At 66.3% G+C, this 25,181-nt stretch carries 19 protein-coding genes; 8 read left to right on the top strand and 11 right to left on the bottom strand.

Annotated features, from left to right (window positions below):
* The first annotated feature begins 167 nt into the window (after positions 1–167).
* Positions 168–539, top strand: coding sequence for a hypothetical protein (locus tag G5C50_RS27250; protein WP_165074141.1), 372 nt, complete (start codon positions 168–170; stop codon positions 537–539).
* 145 nt (positions 540–684) lie between these two features.
* A complete protein-coding gene (locus G5C50_RS27245) occupies positions 685–1,938 on the top strand; it encodes a pectate lyase family protein (RefSeq protein ID WP_165074140.1) in 1,254 nt (417 codons plus the stop codon).
* A gap of 133 nt (positions 1,939–2,071) precedes the next feature.
* Here G5C50_RS27245 and G5C50_RS27240 read toward each other — a convergent pair whose 3' ends face one another.
* Positions 2,072–2,278, bottom strand: a complete 207-nt coding sequence (locus G5C50_RS27240) for a hypothetical protein (protein WP_165074139.1) — start codon at positions 2,276–2,278, stop codon at positions 2,072–2,074.
* Between the two features lie 260 nt (positions 2,279–2,538).
* Here G5C50_RS27240 and G5C50_RS27235 point away from each other — a divergent pair, with 260 nt between their 5' ends.
* The 5 genes from G5C50_RS27235 (at position 2,539) to G5C50_RS27215 (ending at position 10,024) form a co-directional block, all read left to right on the top strand.
* Positions 2,539–3,555, top strand: coding sequence for a DUF1559 domain-containing protein (locus G5C50_RS27235; RefSeq protein ID WP_165074138.1), 1,017 nt, complete (start codon positions 2,539–2,541; stop codon positions 3,553–3,555).
* A 25-nt stretch (positions 3,556–3,580) separates the two neighbouring features.
* Positions 3,581–4,681 carry a formylmethanofuran dehydrogenase subunit E family protein gene (locus tag G5C50_RS27230; protein ID WP_165074137.1) on the top strand — a complete coding sequence of 367 codons (1,101 nt, stop codon included), beginning with the start codon at positions 3,581–3,583 and terminating at the stop codon, positions 4,679–4,681.
* Positions 4,682–4,761: 80 nt separating this feature from the next.
* On the top strand, positions 4,762–5,334 hold the full coding sequence (locus G5C50_RS27225; RefSeq protein ID WP_165074136.1) for a hypothetical protein: 573 nt from the start codon (positions 4,762–4,764) through the stop codon (positions 5,332–5,334).
* Between the two features lie 141 nt (positions 5,335–5,475).
* Complete coding sequence (locus tag G5C50_RS27220) at positions 5,476–9,033, top strand: FAD-dependent oxidoreductase (RefSeq protein ID WP_165074135.1); 3,558 nt, start codon at positions 5,476–5,478, stop codon at positions 9,031–9,033.
* A gap of 40 nt (positions 9,034–9,073) precedes the next feature.
* Complete coding sequence (locus G5C50_RS27215; RefSeq protein WP_165074134.1) at positions 9,074–10,024, top strand: protein-tyrosine phosphatase family protein; 951 nt, start codon at positions 9,074–9,076, stop codon at positions 10,022–10,024.
* Between the two features lie 13 nt (positions 10,025–10,037).
* On the opposite strand, the gene G5C50_RS27210 is transcribed toward G5C50_RS27215, so the two are convergent.
* The 6 genes from G5C50_RS27210 to G5C50_RS27185 all read right to left on the bottom strand — a co-directional run bounded on the left by G5C50_RS27210 (position 10,038) and on the right by G5C50_RS27185 (position 16,029).
* On the bottom strand, positions 10,038–10,904 hold the full coding sequence (locus G5C50_RS27210; RefSeq protein ID WP_206107878.1) for a lipase family protein: 867 nt from the start codon (positions 10,902–10,904) through the stop codon (positions 10,038–10,040).
* Positions 10,905–10,963: 59 nt separating this feature from the next.
* Complete coding sequence (locus G5C50_RS27205) at positions 10,964–11,623, bottom strand: leucine-rich repeat domain-containing protein (RefSeq protein WP_206107877.1); 660 nt, start codon at positions 11,621–11,623, stop codon at positions 10,964–10,966.
* Between the two features lie 96 nt (positions 11,624–11,719).
* Complete coding sequence (locus tag G5C50_RS27200) at positions 11,720–13,354, bottom strand: hypothetical protein (RefSeq protein WP_165074133.1); 1,635 nt, start codon at positions 13,352–13,354, stop codon at positions 11,720–11,722.
* Between the two features lie 123 nt (positions 13,355–13,477).
* The gene (locus tag G5C50_RS27195; protein WP_165074132.1) at positions 13,478–14,704 is read right to left on the bottom strand and encodes a LolA family protein; all 1,227 of its coding nucleotides are present in this window, start codon (positions 14,702–14,704) and stop codon (positions 13,478–13,480) included.
* Positions 14,701–15,213, bottom strand: coding sequence for an RNA polymerase sigma factor (locus G5C50_RS27190; protein WP_165074131.1), 513 nt, complete (start codon positions 15,211–15,213; stop codon positions 14,701–14,703). Before G5C50_RS27190 ends, G5C50_RS27195 begins: the two co-directional genes overlap by 4 nt.
* Before the next feature lie 81 nt (positions 15,214–15,294).
* Positions 15,295–16,029 carry a DUF1559 family PulG-like putative transporter gene (locus G5C50_RS27185; protein WP_165074130.1) on the bottom strand — a complete coding sequence of 245 codons (735 nt, stop codon included), beginning with the start codon at positions 16,027–16,029 and terminating at the stop codon, positions 15,295–15,297.
* A 157-nt stretch (positions 16,030–16,186) separates the two neighbouring features.
* Here G5C50_RS27185 and G5C50_RS27180 point away from each other — a divergent pair, with 157 nt between their 5' ends.
* Positions 16,187–18,205 (top strand): prolyl oligopeptidase family serine peptidase, encoded by a 2,019-nt coding sequence (locus G5C50_RS27180; protein WP_165074129.1) that lies wholly within the window; start codon positions 16,187–16,189, stop codon positions 18,203–18,205.
* Between the two features lie 15 nt (positions 18,206–18,220).
* On the opposite strand, the gene G5C50_RS27175 is transcribed toward G5C50_RS27180, so the two are convergent.
* From G5C50_RS27175 to G5C50_RS27160, 4 genes are all read right to left on the bottom strand, one after another.
* Positions 18,221–19,546 (bottom strand): AAA family ATPase, encoded by a 1,326-nt coding sequence (locus tag G5C50_RS27175; protein ID WP_165074128.1) that lies wholly within the window; start codon positions 19,544–19,546, stop codon positions 18,221–18,223.
* Positions 19,547–19,863: 317 nt separating this feature from the next.
* Entirely contained in the window at positions 19,864–20,595 is a 732-nt protein-coding gene (locus G5C50_RS27170; RefSeq protein ID WP_165074127.1) for a hypothetical protein, read from the bottom strand.
* A 742-nt stretch (positions 20,596–21,337) separates the two neighbouring features.
* On the bottom strand, positions 21,338–23,821 hold the full coding sequence (locus G5C50_RS27165) for a beta strand repeat-containing protein (protein ID WP_165074126.1): 2,484 nt from the start codon (positions 23,819–23,821) through the stop codon (positions 21,338–21,340).
* 256 nt (positions 23,822–24,077) lie between these two features.
* A complete protein-coding gene (locus G5C50_RS27160; RefSeq protein WP_165074125.1) occupies positions 24,078–24,629 on the bottom strand; it encodes an RNA polymerase sigma factor in 552 nt (183 codons plus the stop codon).
* Positions 24,630–25,181: the final 552 nt, after the last annotated feature.

Raw genomic sequence — 25,181 nt, 5'->3', positions numbered from 1 at the left:
GGCCACCTTCTCAGGGCTTTCCGCGCACCTGGGGCACGCGACCCATTCGCTTGGGCTTCTCCATCTTTTCGGAGCCGCCCACGTAAGAAGTCGACGAGGAATCCGAAAGGACTATCTGGGGATGGACTCCATCGATCCATCCCAACTCAAGGAGAGTTCCACGCCCGGTGCGACGAATCCGGGTGGAGAACGAAATGTTCGGCTACGACGCCGTAACGATCGCGATTACCGCTGGGAGCCTTCTGGCCGCTTGCGCCCTCGTGTGCGGGGACGCCTACGTCGCCGAGCGTCGACTCCGCCGATGGGCCGAGGAGTCGGGCCTGACCATCCTGAGCAGGCGGGCGCCAAGATTTCTCCGCGGTCCTTACACGTGGACCTCCAGGCGAGAGGACTACGTCTACTTCCTCACCGGTCGCGACGCGAAGGGGAATCCCTTCGAGACCTGGGTGCGCATTCGCGGCTTCCCAACGAGCCTCTGGACCTCCAAGGTCGAGACCAGTTGGAGCCCCAAGCCAACCGCCACGCCGCTCCTCGACTAAGTTTGACAGCATTTTTTGACTTTGCGAATCCTGACCTCGCCCTTTCGCGCTGCGGTCGACAGTAAAGTGAATGGCGCGGAACCGCGGGTTCCGCCTGCCTGGCCTGCTCCCGAGTCCTTCCCCACTCCACCCCGCGAGGGCTCTCATGAAGTCGGCATCAATCGGATTTCTGGTTGCTTCGCTTGTCCTGATCGGGTCGCGGGCCGTGGCAGCTCAGGTCGACTGGGAGACGCCTCCCGGCTGGACCGACACGCGAGGCGGCGGCGACGGAAAGGTGATCCGCGTAACCACGCTCGCCGCGGGGGGGCCGGGTTCGCTCGCGGAGGCGTTGGCGGCCGACGGCCCTCGGGTGATCGAGTTCGCGGTCGGCGGAAAGATCGAGATGGGAGGGCGCTCGCTCAAGGTTGCGCGGCCGTTCGTTACGATCGCGGGGGAGACGGCGCCGACGCCAGGCATCACGATCACCGACGGCGGCATGGGGATTACCACCCACGACGTTATCGTCCGTCACCTCCGGATTCGTCCGGGCGCCAGCGCCCGTGAGCGAAAGAGCGGATGGGAAGTGGATGGACTCACCACGGCCGACGGCGCGCACGACGTCATCGTCGACCACTGTTCCCTCACCTGGGCGACCGACGAAAACCTGAACGCCTCCGGCCCTCGGTTCGACGGAGCGAACCCCGACGAATGGCGAAAGAACACATCGCACCGCGTCACGTTCAGCCATTGCATCATCGGCGAGGGTCTTCACAACTCGACCCATGCCAAGGGAAAGCATTCGAAGGGCTCGCTCGTGCATGACAACGCCACCGAGATCGCGATCATCGGCAACCTGTACATCAGCAACGACGATCGCAACCCGCTCTTCAAGGGGGGAGCCCGGGGTGCGGTGGTGAATAACCTGATCCACAACCCCGGCGGTCGCGTGATGCAGTACGCGCTCAACCCCGGCGAATGGAGCGGCCATGATTGGCAGCGGGGCGCGATTGTGATCGTGGGCAACGTGGCGAAAAAGGGCCCCAGCACATCATCGAAGACGGTTTTCCTGGATGGTCGAGGACCGTGCGACGTCTATCTCAAGGACAACCTGTACTTCGACAAGAAGGGCGGAGAATTACCTACCGCGCCGGTTTTCACCGACGTCACGCCTGCTCCCGCGCCCACGTCGCCCAGCACGCCTCGGGAACCGCGCATCGCCGAGGAGCCCATGTTTTGGCCTCCCCGACTCAAGGCCCTTTCCGCCGCCGAGACGAGCGTCTGGGTCCTCGCCAACGCCGGGGCGCGCGCCTGGGATCGCGACGCCACCGATCGACGACTGATTGACGAGGCCAACTCTGGCGGCGGCAAAATCATCGACTTTGAATCCGAGGTCCCGGAATCCACCGGCCCAGGTCGATAAGCAGCCGGCACCCAACGGCTTCCGCCTTCGAATCGGCGGATCTCACCGCGGGCGCCAGCACGTTCGCCCCCTGGAATCGCCTCGTCCACATGCGAGCGAAAAGCCCGAGGGGAGGTACAAGTCCACCCGGTCGTCAGGGATTCACGGCCTTGTCGACCTCTCGGCCGGCCTTCTCGACGGGGCCGGGCGGGTTGACGGCGTCCTTGGCGTTCTCCACCGCCTGATCGACGCTCTTGCCGGCCTTCTCAGCCGGTCCTTCCGGAGCGCAGCCGGTCGCCAGCCCCAGCAGCGGCGAGAGCAGGAATCCCAGGGCGGCGAGCTTCACGTTCGAGAGCTTCATCGGTTCGTTCTCCGTCGTTGAGTCATCGATCGATGGAAGGGCCGAGCGCGCTCTCAGCCTCCGTTACGGGTGAAAGAGAAACGCAAAACCCGTTCCAACACGGTGAGGGCTCCTCCAGCACGACGACTGAGAAAATCCAAAGCTTGGCCCTGGCTTTCACCTCGGGGCGTGAATACGATGGCCGTCGATCAGTATGACGATTTCGTATTTCGTAATACGCAACGAACAGTCGTCGACAACACCGGTGGGGAGGGGGGCCCATGAAGACTCGGCGTGGATTCACGCTGATCGAGCTGTTGGTCGTGATCGCGATCATCGCGGTCCTGATCGCGCTTTTGCTGCCGGCCGTGCAGGCGGCGCGGGAGGCGGCCAGGCGGATTCAGTGCACCAACAACCTGAAGCAGCTCGGGCTCTCGCTTCACAACTACCACTCGTCCATCGGAGCCTTCCCCTCGGCCGGTTGGGTCGCCCCGATGAATAACTGGTGGGTGGCCCAGAACCTGACCGCCCCGGGGCATTTCCGCTACTCGTCCCTGCTCCAACTTCTGCCCTACCTGGAGCAAGGGGCCGCGTCCAACGCGATGAACTTCATGCTCCCGCTGTACGACATCAACGGCGTGGACATGCCCCAGAACACGACCGTCTACCAGATGCAGGTCACCTCGTTCCTCTGCCCGAGCGACGTCCGGAGCGCGAGGAACGGAAACGAGGCGCCCTGCAATTACGCCTCGTGCTCGGGAGACGGTCTGCCCGGAGGCGACGGCCTTCCCTGGACGGGGGGCAAGCCGAACGGCGTCCTCTACCTCAACTCGACCACCAGCATGGCGACCGTCATCGACGGCACGAGCCAGACCGCGATGATGAGCGAGAGCCTCGTCGGCCCGAACGCCACTACCTCGCCGAACCCGCAGGAGGTGATGGTCCAGCTCACGCTCAGCCTCTCCACCCCGGCGGACATCTTCAACTATCAGCCGCTCGTGCCGACTGATTGCCAGGCGTCGACGAACTACCGCTACGATCGGCACACCAACTGGATCGACGGCGACTATCGCCACACCATGTACGATCATTACATGGGACCGAACAGCAAGATCTACGACTGTCTCCGCGGACCGCAGCACGGCTGGCGGACCGCCCGCAGCCGGCATTCCGGCGGGGTCAACGTCCTGATGTGCGACGGCAGCGTCCGGTTCTTCAAGGACTCCGTCAACGTCACGGCCTGGCAGGCCGTCGCCACCGTGGCGGGCGGCGAGGTCGTCAGCGCCGACGCTTATTGAGCCTTCCTTCGAGGAGATCGATACGATGCAAAGCTTCCGCTTCGCCGTCGCGGCGGGGATCCTGACCCTCGGGGCGGCTCAGGCAGGAGCCCATGAACTCTGGTTCCATCTGGACGCCCCTGACTCCGCGCGGATGACCTTCGGCGACACGCCCGCCCCCGGCGAGGCCGAACGCGTGGCGGAGATCGCCAGCACCAAGGTCTGGGCGGACGGCAAGCCCCTGGACGTCGTCCGCCTGCCGGACGGCCTGGAGGCCAGGCTCCCCCAACCGGGCCCCGCCCTCCTAAGCGCCTACGCCGATCGGGGCGTGATCGATTACCAGGGCAAGACGTTCGTCATCCAGCTCGCCGCCTACGCCCAGACCCGGGCCGTCGACGCCGCCGGCGCGGCGAACCTCGGCCTGGGAGACGACCAGCTTCGCCTCCTGCTGGTCGCCGACGCGGGCGGCCCGCCGGTTCTGAAAGCGACCTGGAAGGGCCGTCCGGTCGCCGACGCCGTGGTGAAGGTCTTCCACGGGACCGAGGAACCGGCCGAGATTCGCACCAACGCCCAGGGCCAGGCCCCCTGCCCCGACCTTCGCGAAGGCCCCTGGACGCTCTACCTCCAGTACATCGACGGCGTCCCCGGCGAGCGCGACGGCCGCAAGTTTTCGGAGACCCGCTGGAAGGCCACGCTCGCGATCAGCCCCGAGGCCGCCTACGGCCCGGCCGTCGCTGAGTGTCTCGCGCGCGTTAAGGAGGTCCACGGCGCAACCGGCCCCTGGGCCGTCGCGGGCTATCGGATGGGTGAGCGCGCGTTGAAGGAGCTGAGCCTCCCCCGCCACAGCTTCAACCTGCTGGTCGTCCACCGCAGTCCGGCCGAGGTCCAGTACTCGTGCATGGCCGACGGACTTCAGGCCGCGACCGGCGTCAGCGCGGGAAAGCTCAACCTGAAGCTGGAGGAAGCCTCCGCCGACGCCCTCAAGACCGTGGTCCGCGACCGCAAGACCAACCACGGCCTCGTCTTCACCCTCAAACCCGAATTCGTCCGTTCGATCATGAACCTGCCCCACGAGCAACTGGAAGCCGAGGGCCGTCGGATCGCCTCGCTGCCGGATGAGGCGATCTTCGTGGTGGCCCCGGAGTAATCGATCCCCGCCAGCGTTACCGGCTCCTCCAATCGCAGCCTCCTTCTCCCGTATGATGCGGAAAAGGACAGGAGGCACTCATGCGCAGAGATTTCGGATTGGCCCTGGCCGCCTCGGTCGCGATGAATCTCGCGCTCGCGTGCCACTTCCGCGGATCGATGGAACAGTTCATCCTCCTCATCCTGGCCTTCTGGGTCATGGTCTTCTGCTTCGGGCTCGCCGCCTGCATGTTCGTCGTCGCGCGGATCTCGCCGGCACGGCAGCAACCGGCGATCGGCGCCGTCGTCGAATGGGCTTCGCCGATCCTGCGGCGATCGACGACCGGCGTCGTCCTCGTGGGTCTCGTGGCGGGGAGCGCCGTCTTTTCGCTGCCGTTCGGCGTGGCCCTGCTTCAGTACGACATCCACAACGCGAAGGCGTATTGCGAAAGTCTCCAACCCGCGATCGATCGACACCGGACCGAGACCGGCCGATACCCCGACCGCCCTCCTGGGATCCTGCCCAACGCCTCGCTGCCCCGGCTCCTGAGAGGCCATGCTTTCTACCACGCCCAGGCCGACGACTACATGTTCGACTTCAGTGATCCTTCGGGCGTCTTCAGCATGATCGTCTACGACAGTCGTCGCGGCGAGTGGCAGGAGGTCCACGACTGACGATGACTGGCCGATCCCGGCGCGTGGACCCGTCGCTCGAGGTCAAGCCAAGTGGCGCGGCCGACGCTATCGGCCGACGCTATAATGAAACCGACCTCGACGAAACGACGACTGTACGTACCTCCTCCGCCCCCGAGTGACATGCACGCTGACCACGACGGTAGCCGCCTGGGATTTGGATTCTCCTTCCAAGACCTCTACTCTCGCGATGGGCTGGTCCGGCTGGACGCGGCCTTCCTCTCGGATCTGCTCGCCTGTTCCCCGGAACTCCACGCCGGGCTGCTCGCGGCTCGCGAGAACCCAACGGCCCTGGCCTCCAAGGCGGCGTCCGAGCTGATCGTCGGCGTCGCTCCGTATGTTGAGGACTTCATCGGTCGGCTGTTTCATGTCGAGGCCGAGCTGAACGCCCTGCGCCTCCGGCATGACGAGCTGGCCCCGCTCCGGACCGTGAAGCGGAAGTTCGTCCAGCGGAGGCTCACGGGCAAGACGGCCGAACACGCCATGGCGATCGACTCCGCCGCCGTGACCGCCGAGCTGGAAGCCTTCATGCTCGGCCCGATCACCGAGGCGAGCTTCGCCGAGCACGTCCTGAAGTGGATGGAAGACGAACCCGCGCACGAGGAGCAGCTCAAGCTCGCCGCCGACTACGCCGTCTGGGCCGTGCTCTCCCCCGAGGGAAAGGCCAAGCACCCCTCGAAGGTCGTCTTCGGCAACCCCCACAAGCTGGACTTCCTCCACCTCGTCGAATACGACGAGCGCGAGACCGACGGCACGACCCAGTTCGTCGCCAAGATCGGCCACACCCGGCACCGCGACGGCTTCCACCTCACCGACGCCGGCACGGATCTCGCCGGCGCGCTCGACGAGGTCGGCTACTGCATCAAGTGCCACCACCAGGGGAAGGACTCCTGCTCGACGGGCCTCCGCGAGAAAACCGGGGCCTTCAAGAAGAGCCTCTTCGGCGTGACCCTCGCCGGCTGCCCGCTCGGCGAGAAGATCTCCGAGATGAACGAGCTCAAGGGGGACGGCCACCCCATCGCCGCCGTGGCCGTCGTCACCATCGACAACCCCATGTGCGCCGCGACGGGCCACCGCATCTGCAACGACTGCATGAAGTCATGCATCTACCAGAAGCAGGATCCCGTCGACATCCCCCAGGCGGAGACGCGGTCGCTCAAGGACGTGCTGGAGCTGCCCTGGGGGTTTGAGATCTACAGCCTCCTCACGCGCTGGAACCCGCTGAACTTCGCCCGGCCGTACCCGCGCGAGGCCACCGGGCGGAAGGTGCTCGTGGTCGGTCTGGGGCCTGCGGGGTTCACCCTGGCTCACCACCTGATGAACGACGGCCATTCGGTCGTCGCGGTCGATGGGCTCAAGATCGAGCCGCTCGACGAGACGATCTCGGGCGTCGACGCCTTCGGTCAGCGGACGCCCTTCGAGCCGATCCGGGACGTGACGAAGCTCTATGAGCTGCTCGACCGCCGCGTGATGGCCGGTTTCGGCGGCGTGGCCGAGTACGGCATCACAGTCCGCTGGAACAAGAACTTCCTCAAGCTGATCCGGCTCGTACTGGAACGTCGGGCCGAGTTCGCGATGTTCGGCGGCGTCCGGTTTGGCGGCACGCTGACCGTGGACGACGCCTTCGACATGGGCTTCGACCACATCGCCCTCTGCATGGGGGCCGGCCGGCCGACCGTCATCCCGATGAAGAACGGCCTGGCCCGGGGCGTCCGGCAGGCGTCCGACTTCCTCATGGCTCTGCAGCTCACCGGCGCGGCGAAGGCCGCCTCGCTGGCGAACCTCCAGGTCCGGATGCCGATCGTCGTCATCGGCGGCGGCCTGACGGCCGTCGACACAGCCACGGAATCGCTGGCCTATTACATCGTCCAGGTCGAGAAGTTCCTCAAGCGCTACGAGGAGTTGGTCAAGGCCCACGGCGAGGACCACGTCCGCTCGCGATGGGTCGGCGATGAGGCCGAGGTCGCCGCCGAGTTCCTGGAGCACGGCCGCGCCATCCGTGCCGAGCGCAAGGCCGCGGCGGCTGAGGGTCGCCAGCCCCGACTGATCGAGCTGCTCGACTCGTGGGGAGGCGTGACGATCGCCTACCGTCGCCGACTGGTCGACGCGCCGAGCTACACGCTCAACCATGAGGAAGTCGCCAAGGCGTTCGAGGAAGGGATCCGCTTCGCCGAGCTGCTCGTCCCCGAGGAGGTGGAGGTGGACTCCCAGGGCGCGGCCCGCGCCTTGAAGTGCCGCCGCCAGGCGTTCGACGCCGAGGCGGGGACGCTGACCTCGGCCGGCGAGGTGACGCTCCCGGCCCGGACGATCCTGGTCGCCGCCGGCACCCAGCCGAACACGGTCCTCGCCCGCGAGGACGCGCACAACGTCCGCGTCGACGGCCGCTACTTCCAGGCGCTCGACGAGGAAGGGAACCCCGCCAAGCCCGAGGCCGTCTCCAAGCCGACCGACGTCCGGGTGCTGATGTCGATGCGCCCCGACGGCCGCTCGATGAGCTTCTTCGGCGACCTGCACCCCTCGTTCGCGGGGAACGTCGTCAAGGCGATGGCGAGCGCCAAGCAGGGCTACCCGGTCGTCTCGCGAGCCCTCGCCAAGACGCCCGCGACCGAACCCGCCCCGGGCGACCTGGTCGCGAAGCTGAACGACGAGCTGCGGACGGTCGTCCACGAGGTGATTCGCCTCACCCCCAACATCGTCGAGATCGTCGTCCGGGCGCCGATCGCCGCGCGCGCGTTCCAGCCCGGTCAGTTCTACCGGCTCCAGAACTTCGAGACGCTCGCCGGCCGCGACGGCGCCACGATCCTGGCGATGGAGGCCCTGGCGTTGACCGGGGCGTCAGTCGACCGCGAGCGCGGGTTGCTGTCGACGATCGTGCTGGAGATGGGGGGCTCGTCGGACCTCTGCGCCCTGCTCCAGCCGGGCGAGCCCATCTGCCTGATGGGCCCCACCGGCTCGCCGACCGAGACGCCCGGCCAGGAGACGGTCCTACTGGCCGGCGGCGGCCTGGGGAACGCGGTGCTCTTCTCGATCGGCCAGGCGCTGCGGGCGGCGGGCTCGCGGGTGCTCTACTTCGCCGGCTACAAGAAGCTGATCGACCGTTACAAGGTCGAGGAGATCGAGGCCGCGGCAGCCGTCGTCGTCTGGTGCTCGGACGAGGCCCCCGGGTTCACGCCCGGGCGGGTCCAGGACCGCTCGTTCGTCGGCAACATCGTGCAAGCGATGGCCGCCTACGCCACCGGCGATCTGGGCGAGATCGAGATCCCCCTCGATGAGGTCGACCGCCTGGTCGTCATCGGCTCCGACGGCATGATGCGCGGGGTGCAGCAGGCGAGACACACGGTCCTCGCCCCGTTCCTCAAGCCGGGCCACCACGCCATCGGCAGCATCAACTCGCCGATGCAGTGCATGATGAAGGAGATCTGCGCCCAGTGCCTCCAGACCCATCGCGACCCCGCGACGGGCAAGGAGACGGTCATCTTCTCCTGCTTCAACCAGGACCAGCCGCTGGACCACGTCGCCTTCGACGGCCTCCGCAGCCGGCTCTCGCAGAACACGGTCCAGGAGAAGCTGACCAAGCTCTGGATCGACGAATGCCTCCACGGCCTGGGCCACCGCGTGCGGCTCCACGGCCTGCCGACGACCCCGCCGAACATGGCCGTTGCGGCAACCGATGCGAAGTAAGAGTTGAACGTCGACCGCGACGGAGGGAGTTGCAGCCATCGTGGATCTGCGAGTTGCAGCGGCCCTCGTCGCGGTCGTCCTCATCATGTCGGCCGTGGAATGCGGCGAGCTCTGGTACGAGTCGGCCTGGGATCAACGCCAGGCCGCGCCCGGCCCCGAGCCCGATGACGTCCCCGGGATCGAGAACGTCTTCCGTCTCAGCCGCCGACTCTACAGCGGCGGCGAGCCGCGCGGGGACGCCGACATGGCCGCCCTCAAGCGGATGGCGATCCGGACGATCATCAGCGTGGACGGATCCATCCCCGACGTTGAGGCGGCGCGCAAGGCGGGCATCCGCTACGTTCACCTCCCCATCGGCTACGACGGCGTGCCCCGCGAGCAGGCGATCCGGATCGTCCGGGCCATCGAGACGCAGCCCGGCCCCGTGTTCATCCACTGCCACCACGGCAAGCATCGCGGTCCGGCCGTCGCGGCGATCTGCGGCATGGCCACCGAGCGTTGGACCGTCGAGCAGGCCGTCGACTGGATGAAACAGGCCGGAGCCTCGTCCGACTACCGCGGCCTTTACGAGTCGGCCCGCTCGTTCACTCCGCTGACCGACGAGGAGCGCAAGCGGGTCGGCGACGAGTTCCCCGAACGTTCCCCCGTTCCGGCCCTCGTCGACCTGATGGTGAAACTCGACGGCTCCTGGGATCGCTTGAAAGCCGCCCGCAAGGCCGGGTTCACAACGTCTTCCGATCACCTGGAAAACGACCCGGCGCACGACGCGATCCAGGTCGTCGAGTTCTTCCGAGAAGCCGCCCGGCTCGACGAAGCCCGCAGCCGAGGCGACGCCTTCCTCCAGGGCCTGGCGGATGCGGAGCGGAAGGCCGACGCACTTCACGCCTCGCTCAAGACCCGCGCCCTGGGCTCTCGCGAGAAAATCGAGGCGGCCTTCACCACCGTCGAGAAGTCCTGCACGACCTGCCACGCACGCCATCGCGACAACTGAACGTACAGCCCGATCAGGCCGTCTCCTCGATCCTCTTCTCCACCCGCTCCAGGTAGTGGTCGATGAAGTGGGCGGAGATCCGGCCTTGCACGGCGCTCCAGACGTCGTCGATGACGCTGGCATTGAGCACGGCGTCGGCGGCGACGCCGGCCTTCTGCTTGAGGGCGTCGAGAGCCGAGGCGGCGGCGGCGTCGCGCAGCGAGACCTCAGTCGGGCAGTGGACGTAGGTATTGGCGAAGAGGCTCACCGTCGGCAGCAGCGGAACGGGGTCCTCGAAGTTCACGTAGCGCGAGATCTTCTTCGCGAACTTCTTCTCGAACGCGTCGGCCGCCGTCTGGTTGCCGATCATCGGGGCGCCGAAGGTGACGATCTCGTCGACCGGGAGAAAAGTCCGCTCGAACCGCCAGGCGGAGAGCAGCGCGAGCGCCCCGCCCAGGCTGTGGCCGGTGATCCAGAGCGGGCGTTCGGCCTTCTGCATCGCCTCTTCAACGGCCGTGTGGAGGGGCGTCCAGATCGCGTCGAGGGCCGTCATGAAGCCCCGGTGGAACCGCGCCCCGACCCCCGCTGCGGCGAAGTCGGTGCCGATGCGGCCTTCAGGGAGGATCAGGTAGTTGTTGGCGTTCGTCAGCAGCCAGTCCTTGAAGCCGTCGAGGCTCGTCGGACACTCCGACCCTCGGAACGCCACCAGCACGACCTCCGGGCTCTGCGCCACGTAGGCCTGGGTGTTGTCGACGGAGATCAGGCGGGCTTCCAGCCCCAACTGCTCAAGGAAGCCTTTCGCCCCCTCGGCCTCGTTCAGGTAGGCCAATGCACAGGCCCGGCCCAGCAACAGCGCATTCCTCGGGTCGCCGTGGCGCGTCACGTCGAGCTTGTCAGCCACCGTCTTGCACCCTCGATGAGGCCTTGTCGTCCGATCCGACTTCTATTGGTGATTGTAGGCTACTGCATAGCCCGCCGCCCCGGTTTCGCGGCCTTCCAGGCGTCGACGGTCTCGGACGAGACCGCCGTCCCCGTCAGGTCGAGACGCTGGAGCGACTCCTTGTCGGCCAGCGCCGCCTTGAAGCCGGCGTCGGTGATCTTGGTGTTGGCGAGCCTCAGGGTCGTCAGCGCGGGAAGGTCCTTGAGAATCTTCAGCCCTTCGTCGGTGACCTTCGTATCGGACAGATCCAGTTCGCGAAGCTTGTCGAAGCCCTTCAGGTTGTTCAACGTCGCGTCGTCGACGTCCGGGTTCGCTATCTGGACGACCACGGCGTCGGACTTGGAACCCAGGAAGGCGTAGTCCTTGCGGTCCCACCCCGTCAGAGTGAGGTGTCGTTCGCCCTCGACGATGGTCTCGCGCGGGCCGAGGTCGATCGGCGCCAGGTTTGTGTAGAGCGGCGGGAAGGCGGTCAGCACCAATCCCAGAGCCAGCACGGCGGCCGGCGCCCAGACCGCGCCGCCCCTCATCAGAACGTACACCGGCGCCAGCGGGGGGAACAGCAGGATCGCCACCCCCCAGCCGACCCTGTCCCGAAACGCCGAAACCACCAGCCAGAGCCAACCGATCGCCATCAAGGCGAAGCCGGCCATCATCATATGAGCGCCGTATTGCTCGACCATGAACCGAGGGATTCCGACAACCGAGGGAGGGGGAAAGAAGGCCGGTTTGCCCCGTCCATCCTATCAGCTCCGACGCCGATCGCGAGCGTCCCGACCTCAGAAGTCAGTGAGAAGCTGCAACTGGAAAAGCATGCCGCTCTGGCCTGTGAAGTAGCCGTACAACACGTTGTTGGCGGGCGAATGGTTGATCCGCTTGGCCTCGAAGGTAGCCCGGACGTTGCGGTTGTCGAAGAAGTACCAGTTCCCGCCGCCGCCGTATTCCGAGCCGTCGCCGAACGGCCCAAAGACGCCCGACGCCCGGGTGAACAGCTCTAACCGCCGGGGGACCAGCGCGTACGATGCCTGGGCGAAACCACCCGTGTCGAAGATGTCCCCGAACGACCGCCGCGGCCCCCCCGCGCCGGGGTCCAGGTCGTAGATCCACCGCGTATAGACTTCGCTGCTGAGGCTCATCCCCCGGTATTTCAAGCCGACGTCGTAAGACGCGAGCAGGACGTGGGCCGCCTGGAGAGTGACGCCCTGCGCGAGGGCGTTCGCCTGGTACAACGGCGTGCCGTCGGAGAGGCGCAGGATGGTGTTCTCGGGGTTGGTCTGGCCGAGTTCGAGGTCGGGTTCGCGACGGCTGCGGTTGTAGGTGACGCTCGCCCCCAGGCGGACGGCAGGGCTCTGGTGGAATTCCTCGTCGGCGAACCCGGGGCCGAACGACCCAAGGGGTTCCCACCAGCCGTTGGCCGCGTAGGTCATGTTGGTGTTCACGCGGCTCGCGCTGTTGACGATGGAGTTGAGGTCGTCGAAGATCCCCTCGTAGTAATAGACGTTCCGCAGGGGCTCGCCCTGGGCCCAGACGCCCGAGCTGATGCCTGGGCGGAAAAACGTGTTGGACATGGTCCGATCGACGCCCAGCGGATAGCGCGCGGACTCAATCCACTCGCGCGTTCCCGGCACCTTGTAGTATCCGCCGTTGACGATGAGCGCCTTGCTGAATTCGTACCCGATCAGCCCCGTGGCGATCGTCTGGTTGGTCGCTGAGGTGCTGAACACCGTGGCGGTGAATCGGAGCCGGGGCGAGAAGGCGAAGCCGGTGAAGCTGAACCAATTGCGGTTGAGCGTGAAGACGCTGCGATTCCGCACCGGCAGCACATTCCCTGCGGAGTCAGTCCAGGTCTCGACCGAGCGGGCGAACCCGGTGTAACGGACCTGGGTCGTCACGTTCAGCTTGAGCGAGAACGGCGTGCGCTGCTTGTCCGACGGGGCGACCAGGACGTACCCCTTATCGTAAAGCCCCGTGATGTACGACCGAGACGCAGCCGACAGATCCGGCTCGACGATCGAGGCGTCGCCGGCGTCCATCAAGGCGGAGAGCGCCTCGCGCTCTTGCCTCCAGCCGCCCGCCCCGACGATCCCCGGCGCTTCGTCGCTCGCGACGGTCGGACTCGTCGGCGAGGGCGTCGCGGCGTCGCCCGCCTCCCAGTCATCGTCGATGATGGCGGGGAGACTCGTCGCGGGCGGGTCCGGCGTCTGGAGATCGCCCGAGAGGCGCTCGGAGAGCCTGCGGTTCTCCGCCGATAGCTCGCGGATCTGATCCGCCTGGTCGGCCACCAGCCGTTCCAGTCGGCGAAACCGTTCTTCGACGTCAGCCGGCGAGGGGGACTGGGCGAATACGGACGCCCCAAACCAGGCGAGCGCGATCGCCAGGTTCCTCCCCAATGGCAATACCCGGCCGAGTCGCATGGGTGGTCGCTCCTCGGCCTGGCGGAATCGACGCCGAAGAGGCGTCACCACCCATCGATATCGGCAGAATCGGCCGCCTCCGCCAGTTTTCCCCAAACCGAACGGACGGCGGTCATCGAACCCTCAGAACTTCGGTTTCTCCGGCAGACGTTCGACGGGGACGTCCTCGGCGTGGAGGTCGCCGAAGATCGCCCGGTAGGCCTGGCCCCCCTTCGGCCGGTACCAGAACAGGATCTTGTCGGGCTCGCCGAGCTTGACCTTGTCGGGGGCGTATCCATACGCGTCCTTGAGAACGAACTGGATGAAGACGACGCTGCTAGCGACCGACTGGGCGAATCGGATCATCTTCGGATCGTCTGGCCCCGCCCATTTCTCCTTGGAAATCTTCTGGTGGATCGCCTTCGAATCGTCGAGCTTCGCGGGGAACGAGCCGTCGGCCGCCTCGGCGTAGGTGCGCAGGAGGAAGACGAGCGACTCCTCAAGGTTGCCCGTCAGGGGAGTATCGAGCTTCCGCACTCGATAACCGTCGGGAGGAGCGAGCTGGAACAGGGAGTCATCGAGCGGCGGGTCGATGCGGAAATCGCTGAGTGCTAGTGCTACATCCATACCTTCGATGCGGACCGTTGTCTCCACGAGCAAGGGTAACTTCCGCGCGGGGTCGACCCAGACGGCCCAGGTGAAGCCGGAGTCCTCGACTCGGAAGCCCTCGGCCTCGACGTCGCCGATCTTGCGACGGCCCAGGGGCTGACCGTCCTTGCCGGCGAACGACCGAATCTGTTCCGCGCCGCCGACCGCTTCACGTGCCAGTTTCTCTTTCGTGTTGTTCGGGACCTTCCAGTCCTGGACCAACGCAGTCTTGTTGACGACGTCGAGCGCCAGGATTCGCCCCTGGGAGGCGTCCAGGACGTTTACGCCCATCAGCGGATCGCCGGTCTCGATCCGGCTCAGGCCGGGGTCTTTGAAGTAGAAGGCCATGTGCACGTCGGTCGGTCGCTCCTGGCCGGCCTGCCGCATTTGCATCTTGCCGACATAGGAGAGCGTCCGGGCGTCCCGCAGCTTCGCTGCGGCCTCGGTGAACGCCGTGGTCGCCTCCACGCGAGGCGAGATGAGATAGGCGACGCCGGCCGTGAGAGCCAGCACGGCCGCGGCGGCGACCTTGAACATCGCAAACATGGGGTTTCTCCGTATGCGAGGATCGGGCGCGGGCCGCGCATCCGCGTCGCGGAGCGCGGCGAGAGTCCGGGCGACGAGTTCGGCCGAGGGCCCCTCCGGCGAGGGCGATCCCTTCAGGGCGGCCTCGGCCCGCGCCAGGCGGTCGAGGGGGTCGGGGGTCGGCTCGATCGGGTTCATGAGGGGTCCTCCGCGGCCTGGGGACGGGCGAGGAGCGAGCGCAGGCGCTTCCGCGCCCGATGCAGCAGAACGCCGACGGCGTCGGTCGTCTCCTCCAGGTGCTCGGCGATCTCGGCGTAGCTCCAGTCCTCAAGGGCCTGAAGGCAGAAAGCCTCCGCCTGCTTCGCCGGGAGTTCCGCGAGGGCCTCGCGAAGCTCCGACGAGAGTTCGGCGTCCTCGACGGGCTGCGAAGGCAGGGGACTCGACCCGCTCAGGGCGTCCCAGTCCACGGCCTCCTCGCGACCTCCCCGACGAACCCGCCGCCGCAGCCGGTCCACGGCTCGCGCCGCGGCTAGCCGCTGCAACAGGGCTCGCCAGTTCCGCACGGGTCCTCGACGCGCGACCTCCCAGGCGGCGAGGAACGCTTCCTGGAAACACTCGTCCGCATCCGCGCGATCGCCGATGATCCGGAACGCCGTCCGCCAGACGGCCGGTCCGTCCCGGGCCAGGATCTCCTCCCACTCCGGCATGCGTCCCTCCCGGGCGTCGACCCGCCCACAGAGGATAGTCGACGAAGCCTCGGGATTTCTTACACCGCGCCGAGAACGAAATCAGGGATGTTCCCAGGATCGGGGATCGACCGATTCGCCGCCGTCGATGGTCAGCAGCGCCTTCAAAGTCTGCCGGTCCACGTCCTGACGGATCTTCCGCACCCGGCCGTCCGCGAAAAGGGCGTTGAACCAGCCGGCATGCCGACGGCTGCCGCCGCGGTCAAGAATTTCCTCCATGCTGAAATCCCGAGACTCCATCCAGAGAATCCCGGAGTCGTCCACCTCGACGACGAGGATCGTATTCTCCGGCCCGTCCGTGATCTCGTCGAGCCTCAGCCCGCGTCCCTCCGGCCAGGCCGTGTGCGGGCCGATCACCGCGACGTAATCCGTCGCCTTCGTCTGCCGTCCGTTGCCGCTGGGACACCAATAGAAAAAACCCGACGTGTCATACGACGACATGGCCGCATTAGCGGGATCATCCCAAGGGACGTCGAAGCGATAGACCCCGTTCAGCGGATGCCCGGTCCATTCCTGAAACGCGGCCGCCCTCCAACTGAACATGGGACGTCCCTGATCGTCGACCGTAACGACCAGGGGAAACGAACCGTGAGCGTCGTAGTAGTTTCGCAGTGCGAACCCGTACTGATACAACTGCCCACGACAGTCGGCGTCGCGAGCGGCCTCCCAGGCCTCCCGATACCGAACCACGAACCATGGAACGCCCGCCAGTGCCAGGGTCATGACGACGAAGAGAGTCGGCAAGGACCTTCCGAACGAGGCTGATCGGGCCATCATCGTCGCAAGCCTCCCCGAAGAACCGCCCCACGGCGGGACGACTGGATTATCGCCGCACCGCCATCAAGCCGGAAGCCGCCTCCCCGATGACGACGACGGTTCCGGGCCGTATCATCGGAGCGCAATCGCGCGAATCCCCCGAGCAGGAACAACAGCCATGTCGAATCGATGGGCGACGCTCTGTCTCTTGATCCTCACCGGCCCCCCGGCTTGGGCCCAGGCCCCCGGGGAAAAGCTGCGGCCGATCCCCCCGCCGGGCGTCGCGATCCCCGACGCCGACCGCGCCGCGCTCCAGGCCGGGGCGGATGCACTCGCGAAGAAGATCGACGGCCTCCGCGGCTCGCTCAAGGATCGTCCCAAACTGCTGGCGCTCCTGCCCGACGTCCAGATTTTCCAGATCGCCGTGGACTCGGCCCTGCGGTATGGGGAGTTCTTCGACGTGAAGGAAGTGCCGGGGGCGAAGGCTCTCCTGAAGGAGGGTGAGGCCCGCGCAGAGGCCCTCGGCCGCGGCGAGGCGCCGTGGGATTCGGCGACCGGCCTGGTCGTCCGAGGTTACGTCTCGAAGATCGACGGGTCGGTGCAGCCTTACGGGCTGGTCGTGCCGAAGTCGTTCCGGGCGGATTCACCCCATGAGTTCCGGCTCGACGTCTGGTGTCACGGCCGGGGCGAGACCCTCAGCGAGGTTAACTTCCTCCGCCAGCGGATGAACTCCGTCGGCGAGTTCGCCCCGGCGAACGCCTTCGTGCTGCACCCCTACGGGCGGTTCTGCAACGCCAACCGATTCGCCGGCGAGGTGGACCTGTTCGAGGCCCTCGACGACGTCCGCTCCCACTATCCCATCGACGACGATCGACTCGTCATGCGAGGCTTCTCGATGGGAGGCGCCGCTTGCTGGCAGTACGCGACCCACCATCCCGGGCTCTGGGCCGCGACATCCCCCGGCGCGGGGTTCGTGGAGGCGTTCGACTTCCTCAAGCTCGCCCGCGATCCGGCCCCCCCGCCCTCGTATGAGCAAACGCTCTGGCGGCTCTACAACAGCACCGACTACGCGGCCAACCTGTTCAACGTGCCGACGGTCGCCTACAGCGGCGAGAAGGACGGCCAGAAGCAGGCCGCCGACTTCATGGCCCGCGCCCTGGCCGACGAGGGGATCGACATGGTCCACGTCATCGGCGCCGGGGCCGGCCACAAGTACACGCCCGAGGCCAAGGTCGAAGTCGACCGCCGCCTCGACGCCATCGCCCGGATCGGCCGCGACCCCCTCCCCTCCCACGTCGTCTTCACGACCTACACCCTGCGCTACAACCAGTCGAACTGGGTCCAGCTCGACGGCCTGGCGAAGCACTGGGAGAAGGCCCGCGTCGACGCCGAGCTTCAGGCCCCGCACGGCGGCCCCGCCCTCAAGACCTCCAACGTTACGGCCCTGACCCTGACCATCCCCTCCGGCCGCTCCCCGTTCGACATCCGCCGGCCGGTGAAGGTCCGCATCGACGACGCCGAGATCGACGCCCCCAAGCCCGGTTCGGACTGCTCGTGGACCGCGAGCTTCCGCAAGGTCGACGGCCGTTGGACGCTCGCCGGCCCCGACGACGGGACGACCCTCGCCAAACGCCACGGCCTTCAGGGACCAATCGACGACGCCTTCTTCGAAAGCTTCCTGATGGTCCGACCGACCGGCGCAGCGGCCCATGAGAAGGTCGGCGCCTGGGCCTCGGCCGAGATGTCCCACGCGGTCGACCGTTGGCGAAAGCAGTTCCGCGGCCAGGCGCGCGTCAAGGACGACAAGGACGTCTCCGAGGCCGACATCGCCTCCTCAAACCTGGTCCTCTGGGGAGACCCGGGGAGCAACGCGGTCCTCGCCAAGATCCTCGACCGCCTGCCCGTGAAGTGGACGAATGACCGCGTCGAGATTGCCGGCCAATCGCACGACGCGGCCACGTCCGCCCCGATCCTCATCTACCCCAATCCGTTGAACCCGAAGCGATACATCGTGCTCAACAGCGGCTTCACCTACCGCGAGGTCGACGACCTCAACAACGCCCGGCAGTCGCCCAAGCTGCCGGACTTCGCCGTGGTCGACGTCGCCTCGCCGCCGACCTCGCGGACGCCGGGGAAGGTCGTCCAGGCGGGGTTCTTCGACGAGGCCTGGAAGCCCCGCGCCGAGGGGCGGCCCTGACGGTCGCCGGCGCAATCAGAGTTCCGCGGCCGAGGGCTCCGGCTCTTCGGCCGCGGTCGTTTCGAACTCGACCTCGTGGGCCGCGGCCTCGGGCGAATTCCGGTGCCGGAGGAAGTGTTCCTGCACGGCGGCCATGCAGATCTCGCCCTCGGGAACCTGCTCGGCGAACAGATTGGCCAGTTCGTCGAGGCGGGCGTCGGTCACGCCGCAGCCGCGGTAGAACCAGCGGTAAAGCCGCCGCGCCTGGCTTCGGGTGGCGTTGCACAGCGTTACCCGCTTATCGACGCGCCCCGGCCGCACGAGCGCAGGATCGAGCCGCTCCGGGTGGTTCGTGGTCAGGAACAGGATCCGCCCCTCGCGCGAGCTGACGCCGTCGAGCGCGTTGAGCAGGCCGCTGAGCGTCACGCCGGTCTGGTCGCCCGTCGTCCGCTCGGTCTTGAAGGCGCAGTCGACGTCCTCGATCAGCAGGATCGTGGAGGGGGGAAGCGCGTCGACCATCGCACGCAGCGAGTCGTCGGAGAGGATCCGGTTGCTCAGGCTGAGGACGGCGACCGACAGGTTCAACTCGCCGGCTGCGGCCAGCACCAGCGTCGTCTTGCCGTTGCCCGGCGGCCCGTGCAGCAGGTATCCGCGACGATACGGCACCCCGCGCTCGACGTACCACGTTCGCGACCGGCTGAACTCGCGGAGGTCTTCCATCACCTCTTCGAGCACGCCGTCGCTCAGCACCAGCGACGCCAAGGGACGTCGCGGCTGCCACGACGTGGCCTCCCACGACTCATACCGGCTGGTCAGAATGCTCACCCCCGGCGACTTCGGGCAGGCCAGCGCGCGGGCCTCCTCCAGCAGATCCTCGATCAGTTGACGCGAGCCGCCGAGCACCTGGAGCGACAGCGTTTCCTGGAACGTCCGCGCATTCCCCGCCTGGAGGTCGCGACGGCTCCGGTTCAGGATCACGAACCGATTCTGGTAGAACATCCAGTGGACGCCCGGCGCAGGCGAGAGCAGGAACTTCACCTTGGTCCCGCCGCCGCGCGACGCGCTCTCATCCTGGTCGAACGACACCGCCCCTTCCGATCCGGGCTCGGCGTCGGCGGGCACCCAGGTCGTCGCCAGGCTCAGGTCGCGAGCCCGGCCGGCGTACGGCTGCGAGGCCAGCCAGACCTGGAGCCAGCGGAAGGCCGGGTCGCGGTCGGGCACCTCGACGGCGATCGAGAATCGTCGCTGCACGAACGCCCAGATCCGCCCAGGCGCATTCCGCAGCATGGCCGCCGCCGCGCCCACGACCATCAGCCAGATCCCGCCCGAGAAGACGGGGTTCTGATTCAAGGCCTCAAACATCTCTACCCGCCCTCCCCGGTGCGTCCTCGACTGATCCCCAACCTCGCTCGGCGGGTATAGTCACCGGGAATTGTACTCGGGTTCACTCGAATTCAACCCAAATCAGTCCCCCTGATGAGTTCCCGCCGCCCCTCCTCTGGGAATTCAGGAGCCGCGATCGGATCGGGCCCGCTCCCTGATCTGGGTACCGAGCCGGAACCGGTGGCTGATCACTCGACGTCGGCCAGCAACCAAGACGCAGCCCAGGCCGCGGTGCCGCCGAATACTCCATCGAAAGAAATTGCGATCGTCGAAAACGACCGCACGGGACGGGACGATCAATTCTTCCGGAGTCGATAAACCACGGCGGTGAGAATGGTTCCGGAGAAAAGAACCACAAGCGAGGTGGGTTCAGGGACGACGGCCGCGATGATGGGGCTGGATAGAGCGTAAAGGTGCAGTGGAAACGTGCCAGGATAGGAACCGGCCGAGACCCAGTTGGTGAACTGGCCCGAAGCTTCGCCGAAACCGACGAGGAACGGACTGCCCATGGCGTAATACGGCAGCGCCTTCCCGTTCTGGTCGGTTCCCGTCCAGACGAATTCGTAGAAAAGTTCGTCGCCCTTTTCCGTCACGTCGATGGGATTCTGGAGAATGTGGGTAAAGCTATCCCATAGCCCACCCGCGTCAGGCGTCACCAGCTCCTGATTCAGGTTGTAGACCGGGGCCATCTGGACGGCGTTGTCACGGGCGTCGACCGTACCCGTGGAAACGATGGCCGACCACGTGATTTGCTGGCCGTTAATCACGTCCAACCCGGCCGCCTTGGCTGCGGCCGTGACATAGGCGTTGTAGGTGGCGATGCTGCTGGCCGTCGGACGGTACGTCCCGCTCGTGACGAATGCGAGTTGGAACGTTCCCCCCGTCTCAACGTCCGGCGGCAGAATGATCGAAGCCCCCAGCGTCGCCTTCCCTGCGTAGGCCGCCCACATCACCCAGGGCGCGAATTTCGATACGGCCGCCGGAGCAGCGAGAAGGCGGGTTTTCCAGTCGCCAAGACTCGGGCTCATGCTTGTGATCGCCGTGAAGTCCCTGTTTTCGCCACAGCCTGATAGCAGGCACGCCTCGCAGGCCGTTTTAGACCGCCCTCGGTCTAAATGTGGTTCACAATGACAACTGAGCGATCATAGTCAAACCGAGACGCTGATTGCACGCTCAACCTGAATCCGCGTGGCTTTTTTTAATCATTACCCTCCAAGCATTGAAAAAATGCACCTCAGCCGTCTCCGCCCCCTCCACCGAGCAGCTTCAATCGACCAGCCCCCACTCAGCCCGGCCAAGAATCGCCGCAACCCATTTCAAACAAACACGATGCGCCATCGCCGCCGCATCGAGAGGGGCGAGGCCATGGCTCCCCTGAAACGACGACCGACGAGCGGCCGCCTCGGGACGTTCTCGCCATCAGGATTCTTCGATTTGTAATAAAGCCGATGCATAACAACATCGTAACCGAACAATTCTCTCATTCGTCGAAGCGTCGTCTGTGTCCGGCGAATATCGACATGGCACTACATGCCGACTCCGTTGCACGTGCACATGCACACATTTGCGGATGATCACACCTAGGATCGAACGGCGAACGCGGACGGGCTGGAAGCCGACAGAGGGAGTAGGGAGGGGAAGCTTGCGACCACTGCAAGGGCCGGAGGTGGGGAGAACCAATCAATAACGCCGACAGGCCGGGCGATCGCCCGGCCTGTCGGTCGCCCCCCAGCCCAAGGCTGGGGGGCTCTGTGCGACCTGTATGGGTCGTCAGAACGAGAAGACGGCGAAGTTCGGCGAGACGATGATGCCCACGTTGCCGCCGCCGTCGAAGAAGGTGTTGCCCGTCCCGCCGGCGTCGATGTAGCCGCCGAAGAAGTCGAGCACGATGAGGTTCTTGGCCGCCACCAGGGCGCCGCCCGTCGTGCCGGCGAGGACCTGGAGGCCGTAGGTGAGGAAGGTCGTCGCGTTGCCGAGGACGGCCGCGAAGAAGATGGCGTTGTTAGCGCCGCCCTGGGTGAGATTCGTCTGGTTGCCGACGGTGACGCTCGCGTTGGTGGCGAGGTACATCGCGTAGTTGCCGCCGCTGCCGCCCTGAGTGATGGTCAGGTTGTCAACGACGTTCGTGCCATCGACGGTCGCCGTGCCGCCGCCGGCGCTGGCGGCGTCCTGAGAGATCGTCAGTTCGTTGACCGCAACCGTCCCGCCGGCCGCGCCGACCGTGGCGCTGCTGCCGCCGCCGTTCTGGCTGATGGTCACGGCGCCCCGGACCGGCAACGCGTACGGACCGTACGGGATCGTCGACCCGATCGTGCTGGTCTTCAGGCTGGCCGTGCTGGCGCCGGTGCCGCCCTGGATAATCGACAGGTCGCCGAACAGGGCCGTGATGCCGGTCAGGGTGGCGGTCCCGCCGCCGGTCTGGTTGATCACGACGTTGCCGATGCCCGCCAGAATCGAGGGGTTGTTCACCGTGACGGTGGTCAGAGTCGCAGTGCCGCCGGCCTGGTTGACCGTGACGTTGCCGCCGGTCACCGTGACGGTGGTGAGGGTTGCGGTCGCACCAGTGCCGGCCTGATTCACCAGGCCGCTGCCGCCGGTCACAATAACGCTGGTCACCGTGGCGGTGTCGCCGGTGCCGCTGCCCTGGCCGATGGTGAACCCGAGGCCGGCGGTCATGCTCGAGATCGTCGCCTTGTCACCGGTGCCGTTGCCCTGCGTGATCGACGCGGTTCCGGCGGTGACCGAGCTGGTCGTGATCGTGGCGACCATGCCCGCGGTCGCCCCCTGGGTGATGGAGTGGCTGCCGGTCGGGCTGGTGGCGTTGCCGCTGATCGTCGCCGTGGTGGCGCCGGTCGGGCTGGCGGCGTTCGAGTTATTCTGGGCGATCGAGATGCCGCCGTAGATGAACGTCAAGCCGGTGACCGTCGCCGTGTTGGGGAGAGGCGTGGCCGGCGCTGGCGGAACCACGGTGGCGGTTCCCTGCGTGACACTCACGCTGTTGAACGACCCGCCGCTGACCAGGGCCGTCAGGTTAGTGCCGTTGCCCTGCGAGATGAAGGCGGTGCCCAGAACGGCGACCGGCACCGGGATGACCGGCGGGTTGGCCGCGACGACGAAGCCGCCGCTGCTGTTGGTGATCCTGGCCACGTCGTTGTAGCCATTGCCCTGGCTGATCCGGATGTCGCCCTCGACGACCGACTGGTCGACCGTGGCCGTCGTCCCGATGCCGCTGCCGCCGACGCCCTGCATGATGATGATGCTCGGGATCGAGGAGAGCGGCGGAATCGTCGTCGGCGGCGCCAGGCTGGGCGTCGTGACCTTGGTGACGGTGATCGTGTTGCTGCTTCCAGTGCCCTGCTGCACGCGGAGCCCGTTGCCCGTGTCGCTCAGCGCGACGGTGTCCACCGTGACAATGTCGCCGGTCCCGTTCCCCTGGCCGATCGCCAGATTCTGCAGCGTCGAGTTCTTGACGCTGATGCTGTCGCCGTTGCCGGCGCCGGTCTGGGTCAAGGTGGTCGGGCCGAAGGTGGCCCCGGTGATCGCGAGGGTGCTGGTCGCGGTGGTCCCCAGTGCCACGCTGACGTTGCCGGCGACCGTAACGCCGCTCATCGACACGTTCGAGGCGCCCGAGCCCGCCTGGGTGATCGACATGCTCTGGAAGGAGCTGTTGGTGATCGAGAAGGGCGTCGCCGCCGTGCCAAGGCCGCCGGACGTCGAGCCGATCGTGAGGCCGCCGGCGTTGTTGACGCCGGTGATCGAGGAGGCCTGCGCCGGCAGGACCGTCGAGCCCAGGCTTGTCGTCCCGGTCACCGGGATGAAGTTGTACTGGACGTCGCGAACAGTTGTATTCACCGCGGCGCCAGGGCCGACGAGCTGGACGACGTCAGTGTCGTTGCCGCCCTGGAAATTGACCACGATCTTCGTCACGGCTTCCCACGACGTGAAGGGGACGGCCGTGCTGTTGATGGTGGTTTGGAAGACGCCGGGCAGGACGGGGAGGGCTTCGACGACGACTTTGCCGCCCGCCGCCGTGCTCTGTTCGGTGATTTTGAACTGGTTGTTGAACTGGTCGGGGGTGATGGTGAGGATGCCGCTGGGCTGATCGAAGGTGACCAGCACGTTGCTGAGGACCACGCGGTCCTCCAAATTCTCAAGGGTCATGCGCCGGCGGCGCGACTTGATCCGGCGGTTGAAGTCGGTCGTGTTGAGGTGGTGGCCCTTGCTCTGCGGGAGGAGACGGCTAAGCCAAGTCATGGTCGGTGGCTCCTGAATCCAGCGGCTCGGTCGTGACGACGGCGCGACGGTTCACCCGATCCCCCCTCGCCTGGGGGGACGGCCTGAATCGAGGCGCCGAGGAGTAGGGGCGATCACGTGCGATCCCTGCGGGGACGCGCTCACTCGCGTCTCTCGCCGGGGACCCTTCGTCCGGGTCGGGAGGCCTCACACCAGGCTTCCCGCTCCGGACATAACAAAGTGCCCCACTCAATCACGTTTCCTGACAATCCTGCGCTCAGGAGTTCCGACCGTAGTAGGTCCGGAACTTCTTGAAGACGCGGCAGCGAAGCTGCCAGCCGTTGGCCGCGCTGAAGTTGCGGCGAGAGGAGGGTTCAAACTCGTTCAGCAGGTAGGCAAGGCAAAATTCACGTTCGCGAGGGGTGAGGGTGTCCAGGAACTCCTGGATGACGAGGCCGCGCTCGCAGTCGGGAACCGTCGACTCCTTCCGCGCCACGCGGCTCTCGCGCGACGCTCGGCTGCGATCCGCCCGCTTCCGCCGCCAGATCTCGCCTCGGGCCAGCAGTCCAAGGTAGCGGAGAAAGCCCCCGATCGCCGGATCGAACCGCCGAAGCCGGACGAACGAGTCGCTGCACAGCGAGCACCACACGGCGGCCGCGATCTCTTCAGCCAGCTCAACGCCCCCCTCGCCCCGTAGCAGATACAGGATGTACGAGAGGAGATGCGGCTGGTAACGCTCGAACATGAGATCCCAGGCCGACTCGTCCCCCTTCAGGCACTGGGAGATGAGTCGTTCCAACTCGGGCTCCATCGGCTCCGCGTGACGCATCCGACCCTCGCATGCTCATGTGGCGAAGACGCTTCCACGCCTCCAACCACCGCCTGGATTGGTCCTGACACTGCCCGACGTGGTCCGATTCCTTCGCCCCCGTCATCCTGGGCGCCGCCGCCCCAATCGTGCGTCCTGCACATGGGCCCGGCAAAGCCTCGCCGCGCCCTTCCTGGACATCTTCTGTTGATTCTGAGTCGCACGACGAGACCAGCGTGGCCGCCGATCATCAGACACCGATTTATCACGACGAACCGAACGGCGTCTAGTTTCGGCTGCCCCCGATTCACAATAATTCACAACTAAACCCAATCTTGAGGCATTTCCGCAACACTTAAGCATTCTCTGGCGAAAGCCCGGAAACACGAATCGCGATTCTCAAATCGAATCCGCTCGATTCTCATCAGTACCAATTATTTAGATGACACCAATCACTCATGCGCCCACGCCCGAGTTCGAGCGTGTTAACACACGCCGAAAGTCAAGCTGGCGAGAAGCTCGGCGCAAAAAATAACGCCCTCGATCATACGATCGAGGGCGTTATTTATTATG

This window comes from Paludisphaera rhizosphaerae (assembly GCF_011065895.1).
GTDB lineage: Bacteria > Planctomycetota > Planctomycetia > Isosphaerales > Isosphaeraceae > Paludisphaera > Paludisphaera rhizosphaerae.
This window is presented reverse-complemented; position numbering and strand designations above follow the sequence as displayed.

Coding starts and splice junctions, on each gene's coding strand:
- G5C50_RS27245 (WP_165074140.1), top strand. CDS start 685: ATGAAGTCGGCATCAATCGGATTTCTGGTTGCTTCGCTTGTCCTGATC.
- G5C50_RS27240 (WP_165074139.1), bottom strand. CDS start 2,278: ATGAAGCTCTCGAACGTGAAGCTCGCCGCCCTGGGATTCCTGCTCTCG.
- G5C50_RS27235 (WP_165074138.1), top strand. CDS start 2,539: ATGAAGACTCGGCGTGGATTCACGCTGATCGAGCTGTTGGTCGTGATC.
- G5C50_RS27230 (WP_165074137.1), top strand. CDS start 3,581: ATGCAAAGCTTCCGCTTCGCCGTCGCGGCGGGGATCCTGACCCTCGGG.
- G5C50_RS27225 (WP_165074136.1), top strand. CDS start 4,762: ATGCGCAGAGATTTCGGATTGGCCCTGGCCGCCTCGGTCGCGATGAAT.
- G5C50_RS27220 (WP_165074135.1), top strand. CDS start 5,476: ATGCACGCTGACCACGACGGTAGCCGCCTGGGATTTGGATTCTCCTTC.
- G5C50_RS27205 (WP_206107877.1), bottom strand. CDS start 11,623: ATGGTCGAGCAATACGGCGCTCATATGATGATGGCCGGCTTCGCCTTG.
- G5C50_RS27200 (WP_165074133.1), bottom strand. CDS start 13,354: ATGCGACTCGGCCGGGTATTGCCATTGGGGAGGAACCTGGCGATCGCG.
- G5C50_RS27195 (WP_165074132.1), bottom strand. CDS start 14,704: ATGAACCCGATCGAGCCGACCCCCGACCCCCTCGACCGCCTGGCGCGG.
- G5C50_RS27190 (WP_165074131.1), bottom strand. CDS start 15,213: ATGCCGGAGTGGGAGGAGATCCTGGCCCGGGACGGACCGGCCGTCTGG.
- G5C50_RS27185 (WP_165074130.1), bottom strand. CDS start 16,029: ATGATGGCCCGATCAGCCTCGTTCGGAAGGTCCTTGCCGACTCTCTTC.
- G5C50_RS27180 (WP_165074129.1), top strand. CDS start 16,187: ATGTCGAATCGATGGGCGACGCTCTGTCTCTTGATCCTCACCGGCCCC.
- G5C50_RS27175 (WP_165074128.1), bottom strand. CDS start 19,546: ATGTTTGAGGCCTTGAATCAGAACCCCGTCTTCTCGGGCGGGATCTGG.
- G5C50_RS27170 (WP_165074127.1), bottom strand. CDS start 20,595: ATGAGCCCGAGTCTTGGCGACTGGAAAACCCGCCTTCTCGCTGCTCCG.
- G5C50_RS27165 (WP_165074126.1), bottom strand. CDS start 23,821: ATGACTTGGCTTAGCCGTCTCCTCCCGCAGAGCAAGGGCCACCACCTC.
- G5C50_RS27160 (WP_165074125.1), bottom strand. CDS start 24,629: ATGCGTCACGCGGAGCCGATGGAGCCCGAGTTGGAACGACTCATCTCC.